Below are 15924 nucleotides of genomic sequence, written 5' to 3' on the forward strand. Positions count from 1 at the left end.
TTCGGTTATTGGTTATCTTCCTCTCCCCTGCTCCCCCACTCCCCTGCTCCCCCACTCCCCTGCTCCCCCGCTCCCCTGCTCCCCTGCTCCCCTGCTCCCCTGCTCCCCTGCTCCCCCGCTCCCCCGCTCCCCTGCCCCCCTGCTCCCCTGCTCCCGCTTCACTTCACAGGAACAAAGCTATAGCGAAAGCCGGAACGGGGATCGGGGACAATTTCAACAAGTTGGGCTGCCTGATTGCGATCGCCTGACGGGAAGAAGCGCACAACGCCGGATGCACCCTCAGCGGAAAAGCTGGAGCTGGCTGGACAGCGTTTGTTGAACGCCTGGGCGTGTGGGATTTTGTTTGAGGGCGGCAATTAAAACTCTTGCCGCGTCGTAGGCTAGGGCGCTGCGCCAGTTGACATCACTTCTCCCTAACTGGGTGGCAGCTTGGGGATTCTTGGACTCCGGATTGCCTAAAATATGCCAAGGTACTGCCAGCACCATGCCTGCGGCGTTTGTGCCGCCTAATTGGAAGGTTTCCGGGCTATAAATACTGTCCCCACCCAGGAGTAGTAAGCGTCTGTCGTTGACTTGCACGACTTGTAAGGCTTTATCAAGGCTTTGAGAATTGGGCGCTAACATTAATACTTCTGCTCCCTGAGTGATCGCCTGTTGCACGTCACGTCCAGCATTAAAGTTGGGGTTTGCAAAATCAAACTCAGCCACCACCTGCCCACCGCCTCCAAACACAGCGGTGGTAAATTCGTTTTTTAGGGATTTGCTGTAGTTACTATCGGAGGTAAAAAATACCGCTACGTTTTGTTTTTTCAACCGATCGAACATATAGCGGGAAAGGGAGATAGCAGCAAAGCTATCGTTCGGTACGGTGCGATAGGGATAACTCCCCCTTCCCGATAGTTCCACTGACGTACTGGTGGGGGAAATTGCTACTAGTTGCCCGGCTTGATACGTTTCCCCTGCTGCCCGGGTGAAATTACTGTCAAAATAACCAACGACACCTAAGACTTGCTCGTTGTCCACTAGGGCAGAGGCGACTTGTTGTGCCACCTTTGGATCGTTGTTATCATTGGCAATGATGACTCGGATGGGAACCCCATTCACTCCGCCTGTAGAGTTCGCTTCTTGCTGCGCTTGGGCAACGCCTCGCAGCATCTCATTTGCCGTATTTACTTGGGTGCCAATCGGCACTGACGCCGCAATCGTGTAGGCACTTTGCTCTCCAATTCGAGCATTGTTGAGGTAAATCAGGGCTTCTGGATCGTTGCGGTTACGCTCCAAGGACGTTTCCAACTCCTTGATGGCAGCGTCATAATTGCCAGAGGCGATCGCTTCGGTGGCATCACGTTTTTGTGGTGTGGCGTCCTCGGTAATTAAAAGTTGCTCTCCGGCACTGATGCGTTCTTGTACAGGTAGCGCTTGTGTTCTTTCTTTCGTATTGCCACAGCTTCCCGCTAGGGTTCCTATATCAATAATCCCTCTTTGAGCCATCCACCATAAGCCACCCGCTACCAGCACTGCGGTAATGGCTAAAGACACTAACAGAGGTATGGTTTCGTTTTTTTGTGACATGAACCGCAGACCATCGCTTTTGAGGGTACATCTAGAGCAGTCGAGATATCAGTTTGTAAATCAGCCGGAAAATGGCTGTGACTGCGATCGCGCCTGCTGCCGCTAAAACTGATACTGATACCACAAGCACAATCGGGAGAGTAAAGTCCCACAACCCTCGGAAGAATACAACCGCCAGAAGGGAAATTCCCGCAATGATTACAAAATCAAACTTTTCGATAATGCGGCGAAATTGAGCATAAATCAGTGCTCCCACAAGCATTCCCCATAATCCCATGCTAAGGGCTGGGTTCTCTAACAAGCTTCCTAAGACCATTAAAATTAATGCGCCTTCAAAACCCGTAAAGGCTGCGCCCGCAAGGACTTCAACCAGAGAAAATGGCGCTCGTCGGGAGCGGGATAAGGAGGGAGTTGCAGGGGTAGGGGGGACGACAGTGGGAGAGGGTGTTGGTGGTGTTGGTGGGTTAATCGGTTGTGGAGTCGGCGGTGTTGGCAGTGGGTTAATAGGGGGTGTTGATATCGGCTGGGGTGTGGCGATCGCGTTTAGGGCGTCTAGTACCTCTGCGGATGACTGAAAGCGTTGATTGGGCGAGGCTAACAGCATCCGATTCAATACGGCTTCTAGCCCATCACTCACCGCAGCATAACTTCTCCAGTTCCACTGATTGCTATAGGAGTCATACAGCTCCCCAGCTTCCTTCCCCGTTAGCAAGGTAACGATCGTGACAGCGAGGGCATACAAATCGGTTGACGGGTACACCTGGGAACCTGCCATCTGTTCGGGTGGAGCAAATCCCATGGAATAAATGCCCGTCGATCTGCCAGCCGGAGTCCCCGGTGCTGCTTTAGTAACTTGCTTGACGGCACCAAAATCCAGCAAGTACAATCGCCCCGTGCGATCGCGCATAATGTTAGACGGCTTGATGTCCCGATGAATCGAGTGATGGTCGTGAACAAACTTCAGGACTTTGAGAATTTCCCGTAAAACTTCCAGTACTTCCGCTTCGGAATATTTCCCTCGGCGGGCAAGTTCGTTTTCTAAATCTTTGCCATCAATAAATTCTTGCACCAGATAGAAAAACTGGTCTTCTTTTCCCCTTTGCAGGCTGGGAACGCTCAAGGGGAAAAAAGCAAATAAGTCAGGAATTTGGGGATGGCGTCTGCCGAGTTGTTCTAAAACCTCAGCTTCGCGTTCAAAGAGTTTTTGGGCAATTTCTAGCTGTTGCGGACTCAAATCCCCCGACGGTTGGAAATGCTTGACTACACACTGACGCATTCCTGGTGTGTAGCGATCGCGAGCCAAAAATGCTGCCCCAAAGCCGCCTTTACCCAGTAACTTAGAGGGAAGGTAACGACCCACCAAAATCAGCGGCATTCCACAAGCCGTGCAATATTTTTGCTGTGCTGTTTGAAGAGTAGCTGTATTATCGAGGTCAGTAAAAAAGTTTTCCGGACGGGGACAGCCAGGACGGGTGCAGTGTAGTTCCATCGTTGTCAGTTGCCAGTGTCAGTTATGCATTGTCCATCGTCACTCGCCAATTGTCAGTTGCCCTGTACTCCTTCCCAATGACTAATGACAATTGACTAGTGACGCCTGACTAATGACTCCTGACAAAATATTAACTGCCCGTTAGCTGAGAAGACGCAGTTTTGATTTCTGAACTGAGTTTGGGGACAGAAGCTTTGACGCTTTCCTGCCAAGTGTTACTAGTAAACTCTGGCAAGATCTCCTGGTTGAAGGCTTCAGCAGCTTTCGAGCGGTAGCGATTGGGATTGACAATCACCGATAGTATCCGCTTGACGACGACTTCTTCGATCCGGGCGCGATAGAGAACACCCATTTGTAATTCTTTCTCAATGGCGGAGATAGAAACAAATGCAGCTCCGAGTCCGGCTTGTACTGCATTTTTGATCGCCTCAATCGAGTTTAGTTCCATTTCGATCTTGAGCCGTCGAGTATCGATGCTGCAGCGCGTCAAGACTTGATCGATCACTTTACGAATCGTGGACTGAGAATCAAGGGCAATAAATTGCAACTTATACAAATCGTCTTTTTGAATCGTCGTGACTCGTGTCAGAGGATGGAATGCTGGCAAAATTAGTGCCAGTTCATCTTCAGCATAGGGCAAAATTTCTAAGGTATCTTGCAACTCAGCGGGAACTTCGCCCCCAATAATTGCCAAGTCTACCTGTCCATTAGCAACACTCCAAGCGGTGCGGCGAGTGGAGTGAACCTGGAGCTGCACGGCGACATCGGGGTAGCGTTCGCGAAACATCCCAATCATCCGGGGTAGCAAATAAGTACCCGTCGTCTGAGAAGCTCCAACAATCAGTGTGCCGCCTTGGAGATTTTGCAAATCTTCAATGGCTCGGCAAGTTTCTTGGCACAGGGAGAGAATTTTTTCTCCATAGTTGAGCAGTAAATGGCCTGCTTCTGTCAATTGGGCGCGGCGTCCCCCTCGATCGAATAATGGCACGTCCAATTGCCGCTCTAAATTTTGCACTTGTAGGCTAACAGCCGGTTGTGAAACGTACAAGCTATCAGCAGCACGCTTGAAACTCCCCTCTGTTGCGATCGCTTTGAGGATACGGAGTTGATCTAGAGTAAAAGGAAGGTCAGACATACAGCTAAACCTGTAGAAAAAGGCAGTGATATTAAGGCATTTCAAACCGGCAGCACTGGAGCATCTGGCAAGAAATCTCGATTAAATCCTGGTAGTAGCGATGTTTGTGCAACTTCTGCTGACTTCGACAGTAACATAAGGCGGGATCAAGTCTTTCACAAAACTTGCTACGATGGAGTGTTTCCAGAGTTTACTAAAGTGTTATGAGTTTCCCGGCTTGGCTAAGTTCCAGTCACTTTGTCATCTTGGGGCTGCTGTTAGGATTTGCGATCGCTCACAGTGGTCTAGCGGCACTAAGACCTTGGGGAGAACAAAAAATCGGCCCTCGCTCCTATCGCATTCTATTTGCGTTAGTCAGCCTGCCGTTAGCCGTCATCTTAATTGTTTACTTCTTTAACCATCGCTACGATGGCGTAAAGTTGTGGCAAGTGCAAGGAGTGCCGGGTATCCAGTCGCTGGTGTGGGTTCTCTCCGCCGTTTCTTTCCTGTTTCTTTACCCCGCAACCTTTAACTTATTAGAAATTGCCGCCATTCAAAAGCCGGAAGTTCACCTCTACGAAACTGGGATTATCCGCATCACTCGTCATCCTCAAATGGTGGGTCAAATTATATGGTGCGTTGCCCACACCCTATGGCTAGGGACTAGTTTCACCCTGGTTACTTCTGTGGGGTTGGTATTGCATCATCTCTTTGGAGTGTGGCATGGCGATCGCCGTTTAACTCAGCGCTACGGGGAAGCCTTTGCCGCCGTCAAAGCCAGAACCTCTACTATTCCCTTTCTCGCCATCATCCAAGGTAAACAAACCCTGAAATGGCAAGAATTCCTCCGTCCTGCCTATGTCGGTGTCGCCGGATTTATCCTCCTCCTATGGTGGGCACACCCCTATCTCATCCGTGCCTCAGCCAACGTGAATTTATAAGAAAGTCCAGCTCAATAACAGCGTCACGCGATCCCAAATGGATGTAGCATGATCCAAAGTCCATTTAACAAGCGCAGAAAATCTGAGGGATCATGGTGCTGTCGGTCAGTGAGCGGACGTTTACACAAGAAGTTTTAGAATCCTCTACTCCTGTTCTGGTTGATTTCTGGGCTCCCTGGTGTGGATTATGTCGCATGATCCATCCTTTACTGCTTGAATTTCAATCGGAGTGGGGAGAACAAATTAAACTTGTCAGAATTAATGCCGACGAAAATTTAAAATTGGCAAATACTTATCGCCTCCAATCCCTACCAACCCTGGTACTGCTTGAGGGCGGGCAAGTTGTTTATCGGTTTGATTGTTTCCATAGTCGAGAGGATCTGCGCCGAGTGCTCGAAAATGTTGTTGTTCATTTGTTGCCAAATTCTGCTTAGAGGCTGAGGTAAGGCAACAAAAATTTTTTCTAGGCTAGAAAAAATTGCCTCAAGTCCCACGAGGAGCTGTTGATGGATTGTTATCGCCAGTTTACGAAGACCACCGATTAAGTTAATCGGTGGTTTTTTTCGGGAATTAACCGCCGCGATCGCACAGCAGATGTGTCAAGGCATAGCTTTTATTCCGTAGGTATATGTCACAATTGTTAACGGTTTAACCAAAATAGTTAAAGATATCTAAAGTAGGCATTTACGATGGAACCGCTCTATCAATATGCCTGGCTGATACCAGTTTTACCCCTGATGGGGGCAATGCTGGTCGGTCTAGGGCTAATTTCAGCAAACAAAACCGCCAATAGTCTCAGGAAACTAAACGCCTCGTTTATTGTTTCCCTATTGGGGGTGGCAATGGGGCTTTCCTTTGCACTGCTCTGGAGTCAATATCACGGACACGAGCCGTTCACTCGCACTCTAGAGTGGGCAGCCGCTGGAGACTTCCACCTGGAAATGGGCTACACCATCGATCACTTGACAGCATTGATGCTGGTGGTTGTGACGACGGTTGCCTTCCTGGTGATGATCTACAGCGATGGCTACATGGCTCACGATAGAGGATATGTACGCTTCTACGCTTATCTCAGCCTGTTCAGCTCCTCAATGTTAGGTTTAGTAGTCAGCCCTAACTTAGTACAGGTTTATATTTTCTGGGAACTTGTCGGCATGTGTTCTTACTTGCTGGTAGGTTTTTGGTATGACCGCAAAACGGCAGCCGAGGCGGCTCAAAAAGCCTTTGTCGTTAACCGTGTTGGTGACTTTGGTCTATTGCTAGGTATTTTGGGGCTTTACTGGGCAACTGGCAGCTTTGAGTTTGAAACCATAGGTGCCAACCTGCAAAGCTCAGTTACATTAGGTTCTATCAGTGGCGGATTCGCCGCTCTGTTGGCAATTTTGGTGTTTTTAGGGCCAGTTGCTAAGTCCGCACAGTTCCCCCTGCATGTCTGGCTACCGGATGCGATGGAAGGCCCTACCCCCATCAGCGCCCTGATTCACGCCGCCACAATGGTGGCAGCTGGAGTATTCCTAATTGCCCGGATGTACCCGGTGTTTGACGGTATCCCGGTGGTGATGACGACGATCGCTTGGACAGGAGCCTTCACGGCTTTCTTAGGCGCAAGCATCGCCATCACTCAAAACGACATCAAGAAAGGTCTGGCTTATTCCACCATCTCCCAGTTGGGCTACATGGTTATGGCAATGGGCATTGGCGGTTACACGGCTGGACTATTCCACCTGATGACCCACGCCTACTTTAAAGCGATGCTGTTTTTGGGTTCCGGGTCAGTGATTCACGGCATGGAAGGCGTCGTCGGGCATGATCCGGCTTTGGCGCAGGATATGCGGTTAATGGGTGGCTTGCGGAAGTATATGCCCCTTACCTCCTTAACGTTCTTGATTGGTACGCTGGCAATTTCTGGGATTCCTCCCTTTGCTGGGTTCTGGTCAAAAGACGAAATTCTGGGGTTAGCCTTTAACGCGAATCCTATGTTGTGGGCAATTGCCTGGGGAACGGCAGGACTAACTGCCTTTTATATGTTCCGGATGTATTTCTTGACCTTTGAAGGGCCATTCCGAGGCAATGACACGGAAATTCGCCGTCAGCTATTAATGGCGAAGAAACCCACTTCGGAATTAGCTTTTGGCCCTGGGGCAATGAACACTAAAGAACTGGAAGCCAACGCTCACGAAGAGAACCATCACCATAGTGAGTTTCCCCACGAGTCCCCCCTAACGATGACGCTACCGCTACTGATTTTGGCAGTACCTTCAACGCTAGTTGGCTTGGTGGGAATGCCCTTTGCAAATCACTTTGAGGAGTTCATTCACCCGGCTGGGGAAACAGTGGCGGCAATCATCGCCCATGAAGAGGGGTTTGATTTAACAGAGTTCCTGATTATGTCGGGTAGCACTGTTGGACTGGCTCTCATTGGGATTACCTTGGCATCGCTGATGTACCTGCGGCACAAAATTGATCCTAGTGCGATCGCTCAAAGCATCAAGCCCCTGTACCAGCTCTCTCTCAACAAGTGGTACTTCGATGATATTTACCACTCTGTCTTCGTCTTAAGTTTGCGCCGACTAGCACGACAAGTAATGGAAGTGGACTTCCGCGTTGTTGATGGTGCCGTTAACCTGACAGGCTTTTTCACCCTAGTTAGCGGTGAAGGTCTGAAATATCTGGAAAATGGTCGCGCTCAATTCTACGCTTTGATTATCTTTGGCGCAGTACTAGGGTTAGTAATTGTCTCTGGTGTGACTTGACAAGTTGTTAGTAGTTAGTTGCTCAATTTTCTCCACTTCCCCTAACTGCTAACCACTGACTAATAAGTAAGGACTAAGGACTAATGACTAACATGGCTGATTTTCCCTGGTTAACAGTGATTATTTTATTTCCCGTTGCGGCATCGCTGTTTATCCCTTTACTGCCGGATGACAATGGCAAGACAGTACGCTGGTATTCCCTGATTGTGGGGCTTCTCGACTTTTCTGCCATTGTTTATACCTTTGGCAGCCAGTATGACTTTAGTAAGCCAGGACTGCAAATTGTCGAACGATACGCCTGGGTTCCCCAACTCGACTTGAACTGGTCAGTAGGGGCAGATGGCTTGTCAATGCCCTTAATCTTGCTGACGGGTTTTATTACTACTTTGGCAATTTTGGCAGCTTGGCCAGTAACACTAAAGCCCAAGCTGTTTTACTTTTTCATGCTCCTGATGTACGGCGGTCAGATTGCTGTTTTCGCCGTCCAGGATATGTTGCTGTTTTTCCTGGTTTGGGAACTGGAGTTGATTCCGGTTTACCTACTGCTATCAATTTGGGGTGGAAAAAAGCGTCTCTACGCAGCAACCAAGTTCATTCTTTACACAGCTGGCGGGTCGCTATTTATTTTGGTGGCTGCCTTGGCGATGGCGTTCTACGGCGACACCGTTACCTTTGATATGCAAGCCCTCGCGGCTAAAGACTATGCCCTCAATGTTGAACTCTTATTCTATGCCGCGTTTCTGATTGCTTACGCCGTCAAGTTGCCAATTTTCCCCCTCCACACTTGGTTGCCAGATGCCCACGGAGAAGCAACGGCACCCGTGCACATGCTGCTAGCCGGAATTCTACTGAAGATGGGAGGATATGCCCTAATTCGGATGAATGCTGGCATGTTGCCCGATGCTCACGCTGTTTTTGCCCCCCTATTAGTGATTTTGGGGGTAGTGAATATCGTCTATGCTGCCCTTACCTCTTTTGCTCAACGAAACCTGAAGCGGAAAATTGCTTACTCCTCCATCTCCCACATGGGATTTGTCCTGATTGGTATCGCGTCCTTTACCGACTTGGGTTTAAGTGGTGCAGTGCTGCAAATGGTTTCCCACGGGTTAATTGGAGCAAGTTTGTTCTTTCTGGTGGGGGCAACCTATGACCGCACTCATACCCTGATGCTGGACGAAATGGGCGGTCTTGGGCAGAGAATGCGGAAAATGTTTGCCATGTGGACGACTTGTTCGATGGCGTCCTTGGCATTGCCAGGGATGAGTGGTTTTGTGGCGGAGTTGATGGTGTTTGTCGGCTTTGCTACCAGTGATGCTTACAGCTCCACCTTCAAGGTGGTAGTAGTCTTCCTAGCAGCAGTTGGGGTGATTCTCACTCCGATTTATCTGTTGTCTAATCTCCGGGAGCTATTCTACGGGCCAGAAAATAAAGAGTTGGTCGAACACGAAGTCTTGATTGATGCTGAACCGCGAGAGATATTTATCACGGCTTGTCTGTTGATACCAATCATCGGTTTTGGCTTGTATCCCAAGATGCTCACTCAGATTTACGATGCCACAACCCAGCAGCTAACAGCACGGTTGCGGAATTCAGTGCCAACGCTTGCCGAGCAAGCGCCTGTGGCGGCTAAAGGGCATAAGTTAGTGTCTCTCCAAGCTCCAGTTATTGGTGATTGAGTGCTTTATTTCTTACTGCTAGTGACGTTGTCTCAATCCCGTTACCTGTAACTACAAGAAGGCTCTGCCATAATATGCAGATTCGGCGCGAGATGAATGGCTCACAAGATTTGCAATGAAGTTACCTCAAGTGAATTGGCGTAAATATGCTGGTAGTTGAGGTAAAGCTTGAAGGAAAAAACAGCAGTACGAATAGCTTGATCAAGTCATTCGTACTGCACGTTTTATCCGCAATTTTTGCGTTAGATACTGGCCAGGTAGAACTGAGCAAGTTTATCGCTAACCTCAAGACGGTTTCTAGTCGCCTTATTTGCAAGGAAATCGGTGAGGATCTAAGTAAGATTTACAAAAAACCCGTGTTCTGGACAGGCTCTTATTTTGTCACTAGTTGCGGGGGGTGACAGTCGAGCAGTTAAAGACGTATGTTGAGCAGCAGGATACTCCAGAATAAGGATTCGCTGCCGCTCAATCTTATCTTTGTGGGCATTCCCCGCCCGTTATCCCTACAGGTATACCGGGTGACCCCTACCGACTTTTAGTTGGAATCCCCCCTATATCCGGTGTCAGAATCAGCGGTAAAAGGACGTCAAGGACGCATTGCTGTTGACGGAGCTACATTGTACTTTGCCAACTTCTCGGCGACCTCCGGTTCGTACAGCCGCAGATAATTCCAGTAGTTGCCAAATACCTGCTTGACGTAGTCCTTCGTTTCATCAAAGGGGATGCTTTCAACAAATTCATCTGGATCGGTGGGTTTTCCCCCTTTTAACCATTTCCCCAGATTGCCTTGACCAGCGTTGTAGCTGGCAACGGCGAGTAAGGAGTTGTTGTTGTACGCCTGATGCGTCTGAGCGAGGAACCAGGTGCCTAGCTTCACGTTATCCTCAGGATTCTCTAAAGCATAGTCCTCCACATTTAGCTCCTCTGCTGCCCAGTTCCCGGTAGTGGGTAGCATTTGCATCAATCCCACCGCCCCCGCTGTCGATTTAATATCAGGTTCAAAGCGCGATTCTTGGCGGATCAGCGCTGTGACGAGTAAGGGGTTGAGCTGACGCTCTTTGGAGTAGGTGTTGATCATCTCTTCGAAGGGGAGGGGATATAGCCCTTGCCAGTAGGTAAGGTCTTGGCGAATGCTTTGATACTCAGCTTGTTCTTCTGGATCTTCCCGGTCTTCGAGAGTAGCAATGAGGGCGATCCCCTCTAGATGCTCGCCGATTTCTAGATGCATCAGACCATCGGTAAATTGTTCAGCAACCGTTGGCTCAAGTCGGTTTTGAAATTCTGCTTGCCAAAGTGTCCAGGCGTCCTTGCTTTGACCGAGTTGGTAGAGTTCTTGCAAGGCAGCAGAACCGACGGGTAATAGGGGTCGTTCAACAGGTGATAAAACTTTTGGCGTCTGTTGACGCACAGTGGTGAAGTCACCGACATTCCAGCCCAACATAACGGCAGAGCGCCAGGCATAGTAAGACTGGGGATGCTGGGCAACAACCTGCTCAAAAGCGGCTTTGGCTTCCTGCTGATATCCCAGAGTCCGAGACCATTTACCGAACCAAAACCCTGCTTCTCGTGCTACATGACTCTTAGCATTTTCGGTGGTAATCTGCTGCGCCCATTTCCGTGCTGCATTCAAATCTCCACTGCTGGCTTTTTCTTGGGCAACCTGCCAGCGATATTCTGCCGCTGCTTCCGATTTGCCATAGTCGGTGAGCAGTATTTCACGGGTATTGGTGGCGGCTTCGGAAACTCTGAGACGATCTAAAATTCTGGCTTTGACTAATAGTGCCTGCCCAGCTTGTTCGGGAAATTGACCATCAATCTCACTGAGAGAGGATAGGGCTTCTCTAGGAGTTTCAATTTCTGCCATTCTCAAGTAGGCATTGGCTGCTTCTTCCGTATTGGGGAAGTTGCTGAGCAGCTCTTTGTAGGCACGTTTGGCTTCATTAGGCTTTTCGGCATACTGAAGTCCCAGGGCGGTTAGATAGGCATGGCGGGGGCTAGGTGGAGCTTTAGCGTAGGCAGAACTTGCTTGACCGTACTTTTTGGCTCTCCAATAGCTGAGGGCGATCGCTTCCCAATCTTCAGGCTGAATAATCTTTTCATAATCCGACCCAACGGCGTTGGTGTAGTTGCCGACTAGCTTGTCTAGTACTAGTGTTGTTTCCGGTTTGTCAAAGGCATATTTTGCCAGCAACAACATCAGTTTTGGTTGGTCTGGATCTTGCTTAATTCGTTGCTCGGCGAGTTTGAGAATGAGGGGATGAGAGGGGTACTTGGCGATCGCTTGTTCCCAATATTGCGGGTCATCTGGGGAAAAGGCATATAAGTGGCGGGCAATTTCCCAGAAACGGGGACGATAGGAAGCGTCTTTCGCTTTTTCCCAGTATTGAGGATTATCGTCAGCCAACGCATATAGAGCATGGGCGGCTACAGGATGGTCAGGATAGCGCTTAAGCAGCGTCTGCCAGGCTTCGGAGGCTTCTTCCTCATTACCCATGATTTCGTAGGCTTGCGCTCGTTTGAGCAGCACATACGCCGCTAAAACCGGGTACTCTGACTCGAGTTCTTCCAGCCAACGGAGGGCTGTTTCGCCCTGACCGAGTTCAATTGCCTCTACTGCTAGAAGATAACGAGCACGAGAGCGGTCTAGAGAGCTTTCCCCTTGGGCGATCTCTGTGAGTTGGACGGCTCGTTTGCTCGCTGGTAGGGAGACAAGGGTGAGAGTGGGTGTATCTACCTTCTGCCCTGACATCAGAGCATTCTGTGCCCCGAAAGGCAGCCGGGCGGTGAATTGCCCGAAACCACTGCCGTTCCTTGTTGCCACCACTGCTCCCCCAATCAGTAGTAGGCTCACCCCAGCACCAATAGCCAGAGCTATTTGTTTTCTCTGTTGCTGACGTTTCGTTGGATTATAGCGAGAGAAAACCAGGCGTGACCTTCTCATAGAACCTCCTGCTGATGATGCACATCCATACAAAATTTGGTGCGGGTGGCATCGCCAAACTGTAACTGACTTGAGCAGTAGGCTAGAGCCAACTGAAAGTCGTTAAACCTACTCAGATGGTCGCCACCGTTCTTATGACCATTAAGCCGCTTTCTAATCACAGTCGTAAATCCCTCTGTTTGAACAAATTGGTCTGGACAGGAAGAGCGAGTGATACTCTCTTGGTATTTCCAAATCCGTTGAGAAACCGAAGACCAATTCTGTTGGGTATTAAATTGCAATTTCTGCCTCATGTTGGCTGTGCAGCTATATTTATCAACGCCAAGGTTCAGACATGAAGTTTAGCGCTTATCTTTTTTCATTTAATAAATGTTTTATCTGATTTACAATTCTTAAGTCAATTCTCAAGAGATTCTTAGGGCAGTGAAACGACCACTGCATAAGCGATTGCTGGATTTCGATTAGTTTAAAATGGGGATCGGGGAATAGGAATTTGGAAGATACTTTTGAGTTGAGAGTTTTGAGTTTTTCGCTAGAGAGCAAGTCGGTAATCTCATCTTTACTAGCTTAACGATAAGATCAATCTTGGTGCAGGGGAGAAACCTGTACTCCTTTTTTATTCTCTCACCTAAAATTTACCGCCAAAACCCAGAGCGAACAACTCTGTATAAAGGAAAATAGATTTGTAGCCTGTTTGTACCTAACCTTGAGTCATCGTCAATCGTTATCATCTAAATCTATCAATGGTTCGCAGCCGCAAGAAGCCCACTTCAATCGCGCTCGTGCCAGCCTGCGGCAAGCCTTGTCCTGGTATTCCCCCAGAGTGCGAGCCAGCCAGCGTCAGCGTCAGACCGAAACGGCTGCCCTGCAAAAGGAATTAGCTGTTTTGAAGTCCACCCTTGATAAGTTAGACCAAGGGGTGATTCGGATGGCTGTGTTTGGGCTGGTGAGTCGGGGAAAATCAGCCGTATTAAATGCACTGGTGGGACAAAAGATTTTGCCAACGGGGCCTCTCAATGGCGTGACGCAGTGGCCTCGGTCAGTTCGCTGGACTCCTACAACGGGTAAGACACAGGTGGAGTTAATCGATACACCGGGATTAGATGAAATTGCCGGGGAAGCGCGGGCAGAAATGGCGCGAACAGTGGCAAGGCAATCTGACTTGATTTTGTTTGTTGTCGCCGGGGATATTACTCGCACGGAGTATCAAGCGCTGTGCGAGTTGCGGCAGTCTCAGAAGCCGTTAATTTTGGTATTTAACAAGATTGACCTTTATCCCGAACAAGACCGCCAGAAAATTTACCGTCAGCTACAACAACTGGGGGCAGGAAGCACTAAGGGGAAGCGTTTAGAGCAGCTACTATCGGCAGAGGAGATTGTCATGGTAGCGGCGGAACCTGCCCCGGTAGAAGTGCGGGTGGAATGGCCTGATGAACGTGTGACTTACGAATGGGAAACCCCACCCCCTGATGTGGAGCAGTTGAAGCAGAAAATTTTGAGTATTTTGAATCGAGAAGGGCGATCGCTACTGGCTCTCAATGCTCTTGTTCAAGCTAGGGAAGCGGAGGCAAGTATTGCCCGGAAAAATATCCAGTTGCGTCAAACGGAAGCGGAGGAGATCATCTGGCGCTATACCAAATACAAAGCTTTGGGCGTGGCTCTTAATCCCATCGCGGTACTGGATGTCTTAGGTGGGACGGTTGCCGATTTAGCGCTAATTCGTGCTTTGTCGCGGCTGTATGGTTTGCCGATGACTGGGTATGACGCAGGCAAGCTGTGGAAAAAGATTTTGACCAGTGCGGGAGGGGTGTTGCTGGCCCAACTCGGTAGCAGTGCCATCTTAGGGCTGGGGAAAAGTGCGGCGGCAGCTGCAAGTGCGTTTGAAAGTCCCACGATTCTCACCGCCTACGCCGGAAGTGCCATCACCCAAGCCGGAATTGCTGGTTACGGAGCTTATGCGGTGGGACAGGTAGCGCAGGTATATCTAGAACAAGGCTGCACTTGGGGGCCTCTTGGGCCGAGTACGGTGATTCAAGATATTCTCTCGGAAGTTGATTCCGATACGATTCTTTATCGCCTGCGGCAAGAATTGGAGCAAAAGCCAGAAAAAGGCTGAGGGCTGACCTTTATGGGGTTATAGAAAAAAAGCAGGCAAGATGCCTGCTCTACAAATATTGTTTTACCTGACTTTGAAGAGGCGCTTTACTGGTTTTCGGCACGATTCAACATCGCTTCTTTTATATGTTCAACTTGGTGACGACCTTCTGTTGTCAACCCTCGCGCTTGTTCATGTTCCTGGTCATTTTCTGGTGTGGGATGAGCCACTTCATCTTCAGAACGATTGAGCATTGACTCATTGATATGTTCTTGATGACGACGCTGTTCTGTCATTAAATCGCGTTCTTGTGCTTCTGTATTCATCTGCTTTTCCTATTAATGTTTGTTATTTTCAAAGGTTTATAGCTTAACGGTAGCAAAGGTAACAAAAAATTTCACTGGCTTGAGGTAGTCCCAAAGGAAGAAACTGCCGATTGAGTTATCTGTTTGATTTCTGCTAAATCAGGAGTTGAAGTTGGGCTATCCATACCTAACCAGAGGAGATACTCTACATTACCCGCCGGTCCTGTTAGGGGCGACCAGGTTAAGCCTTTGTATGCCCAGCTTAGGGATTGGGCCGCCTGTAGAACCTGAAAAATAGCATCCGCATGGTCAGCCGGATTGCGGACAACGCCTTTTTTTCCCACACGCGATCGCCCGACTTCAAACTGTGGCTTTACTAGCAACACCAGTTCTCTCGGTGCTTGCAAAAGATTCCACAGGGGTTCTAAAACTTTGGTCAGCGAAATAAAGGACACATCTACTACGGCCAAATCTGCCAGTGGGCGATCGCCGTACAACTCAGCAGGTTGCAGGTAGCGGAGATTGGTACGTTCTTTCAACGTCACCCGCTCATCGTTACGCAGACCCCAGTCTACTTGTCCGTAGCCCACATCGACACCATATACTCGTTTGGCACCCGCTTGCAGTAAGCAGTCTGTAAATCCCCCCGTAGAGATTCCTCCGTCTAAGCAAATGCGTCCGGCGATGGGAAGATCGAACTCTTTCAGGGCTTTGGCTAACTTCTCGCCGCCTCTGGAGACATAGGGCGATCGCGCTTTAACCTGAATATCGGCTGAGGTTGGTACCTCTGTTCCGGGTTTGTCGATAATTTGATGATTAACAGTCACCTCCCCGGCACGGATCAGCCGTTGCGCGAGTTGGCGGGAGGCGCATAAGTCGAGTTCTACCAGTAAGGTATCGAGTCGTTGTTTAGCCAAGGTAATGTAGTCTGCTGAAGAAATTAAAGCGAATGATTGGTTGATCGCTGGGGACTACTTCTATTTTGAGGGAAGAGGCGATCGCCAAACCACAAAGAACGCGATCGCCTCTAGACTAAGC

General features: G+C 49.3%; 12 protein-coding genes and 1 pseudogene. 6 read left to right on the top strand and 7 right to left on the bottom strand.

The window, feature by feature from the left end; all coding sequences use genetic code 11:
- Positions 1-279: 279 nt before the first annotated feature.
- From AC5JR3_RS14115 to AC5JR3_RS14125, 3 genes are all read right to left on the bottom strand, one after another.
- A complete protein-coding gene (locus AC5JR3_RS14115; RefSeq protein ID WP_495847028.1) occupies positions 280-1572 on the bottom strand; it encodes an ABC transporter substrate-binding protein in 1293 nt (430 codons plus the stop codon).
- A gap of 31 nt (positions 1573-1603) precedes the next feature.
- Positions 1604-3061 (bottom strand): protein kinase domain-containing protein, encoded by a 1458-nt coding sequence (locus AC5JR3_RS14120; RefSeq protein ID WP_495847030.1) that lies wholly within the window; start codon positions 3059-3061, stop codon positions 1604-1606.
- 130 nt (positions 3062-3191) lie between these two features.
- Positions 3192-4196 (bottom strand): LysR family transcriptional regulator, encoded by a 1005-nt coding sequence (locus tag AC5JR3_RS14125; RefSeq protein ID WP_495847032.1) that lies wholly within the window; start codon positions 4194-4196, stop codon positions 3192-3194.
- 203 nt (positions 4197-4399) lie between these two features.
- Here AC5JR3_RS14125 and AC5JR3_RS14130 point away from each other — a divergent pair, with 203 nt between their 5' ends.
- The 5 genes and pseudogenes from AC5JR3_RS14130 to AC5JR3_RS14150 all read left to right on the top strand — a co-directional run.
- Positions 4400-5116 carry an NnrU family protein gene (locus AC5JR3_RS14130; protein WP_495847034.1) on the top strand — a complete coding sequence of 239 codons (717 nt, stop codon included), beginning with the start codon at positions 4400-4402 and terminating at the stop codon, positions 5114-5116.
- A 92-nt stretch (positions 5117-5208) separates the two neighbouring features.
- Positions 5209-5550, top strand: a complete 342-nt coding sequence (locus AC5JR3_RS14135) for a thioredoxin family protein (RefSeq protein WP_495847036.1) — start codon at positions 5209-5211, stop codon at positions 5548-5550.
- A gap of 255 nt (positions 5551-5805) precedes the next feature.
- Positions 5806-7869: an NAD(P)H-quinone oxidoreductase subunit 5 gene (locus AC5JR3_RS14140; RefSeq protein ID WP_495847038.1), complete on the top strand. Its 2064-nt coding sequence runs from the start codon at positions 5806-5808 to the stop codon at positions 7867-7869.
- A gap of 92 nt (positions 7870-7961) precedes the next feature.
- Positions 7962-9545, top strand: coding sequence for a photosynthetic/respiratory NAD(P)H-quinone oxidoreductase subunit D1 (gene ndhD1 / locus AC5JR3_RS14145; protein ID WP_495847071.1), 1584 nt, complete (start codon positions 7962-7964; stop codon positions 9543-9545).
- Positions 9546-9802: 257 nt separating this feature from the next.
- A pseudogene (locus tag AC5JR3_RS14150) lies at positions 9803-9996 on the top strand (IS200/IS605 family transposase); the annotation flags it as partial.
- 135 nt (positions 9997-10131) lie between these two features.
- Here the strand turns inward: AC5JR3_RS14150 and AC5JR3_RS14155 are convergent.
- Positions 10132-12486: a transglycosylase SLT domain-containing protein gene (locus tag AC5JR3_RS14155; RefSeq protein ID WP_495847040.1), complete on the bottom strand. Its 2355-nt coding sequence runs from the start codon at positions 12484-12486 to the stop codon at positions 10132-10134.
- Positions 12483-12779, bottom strand: coding sequence for a hypothetical protein (locus tag AC5JR3_RS14160; protein WP_495847042.1), 297 nt, complete (start codon positions 12777-12779; stop codon positions 12483-12485). Before AC5JR3_RS14160 ends, AC5JR3_RS14155 begins: the two co-directional genes overlap by 4 nt.
- A 413-nt stretch (positions 12780-13192) precedes the next feature.
- On the opposite strand from AC5JR3_RS14160, the gene AC5JR3_RS14165 reads away from it, so the two are divergent.
- Positions 13193-14602: a GTP-binding protein gene (locus tag AC5JR3_RS14165; RefSeq protein ID WP_495847044.1), complete on the top strand. Its 1410-nt coding sequence runs from the start codon at positions 13193-13195 to the stop codon at positions 14600-14602.
- An 86-nt stretch (positions 14603-14688) separates the two neighbouring features.
- Here the strand turns inward: AC5JR3_RS14165 and AC5JR3_RS14170 are convergent, their stop codons facing one another.
- Together AC5JR3_RS14170 and AC5JR3_RS14175 are read right to left on the bottom strand one after the other, a co-directional pair.
- The gene (locus AC5JR3_RS14170) at positions 14689-14907 is read right to left on the bottom strand and encodes a hypothetical protein (RefSeq protein WP_495847046.1); all 219 of its coding nucleotides are present in this window, start codon (positions 14905-14907) and stop codon (positions 14689-14691) included.
- Positions 14908-14978: 71 nt separating this feature from the next.
- Entirely contained in the window at positions 14979-15803 is an 825-nt protein-coding gene (locus AC5JR3_RS14175; protein ID WP_495847048.1) for a TlyA family RNA methyltransferase, read from the bottom strand.
- Positions 15804-15924 lie beyond the last annotated feature (121 nt).

This window comes from Kastovskya adunca (assembly GCF_059505785.1).

What these genes read in the sequence shown, in the direction of transcription:
- AC5JR3_RS14140 (WP_495847038.1), top strand. Translation starts at nt 5,806, where the DNA reads ATGGAACCGCTCTATCAATATGCCTGGCTGATACCAGTTTTACCCCTG.
- AC5JR3_RS14170 (WP_495847046.1), bottom strand. Translation starts at nt 14,907, where the DNA reads ATGAATACAGAAGCACAAGAACGCGATTTAATGACAGAACAGCGTCGT.
- AC5JR3_RS14115 (WP_495847028.1), bottom strand. Translation starts at nt 1,572, where the DNA reads ATGTCACAAAAAAACGAAACCATACCTCTGTTAGTGTCTTTAGCCATT.
- AC5JR3_RS14120 (WP_495847030.1), bottom strand. Translation starts at nt 3,061, where the DNA reads ATGGAACTACACTGCACCCGTCCTGGCTGTCCCCGTCCGGAAAACTTT.
- AC5JR3_RS14135 (WP_495847036.1), top strand. Translation starts at nt 5,209, where the DNA reads ATGGTGCTGTCGGTCAGTGAGCGGACGTTTACACAAGAAGTTTTAGAA.
- ndhD1 (WP_495847071.1), top strand. Translation starts at nt 7,962, where the DNA reads ATGGCTGATTTTCCCTGGTTAACAGTGATTATTTTATTTCCCGTTGCG.
- AC5JR3_RS14125 (WP_495847032.1), bottom strand. Translation starts at nt 4,196, where the DNA reads ATGTCTGACCTTCCTTTTACTCTAGATCAACTCCGTATCCTCAAAGCG.
- AC5JR3_RS14160 (WP_495847042.1), bottom strand. Translation starts at nt 12,779, where the DNA reads ATGAGGCAGAAATTGCAATTTAATACCCAACAGAATTGGTCTTCGGTT.
- AC5JR3_RS14130 (WP_495847034.1), top strand. Translation starts at nt 4,400, where the DNA reads ATGAGTTTCCCGGCTTGGCTAAGTTCCAGTCACTTTGTCATCTTGGGG.
- AC5JR3_RS14155 (WP_495847040.1), bottom strand. Translation starts at nt 12,486, where the DNA reads ATGAGAAGGTCACGCCTGGTTTTCTCTCGCTATAATCCAACGAAACGT.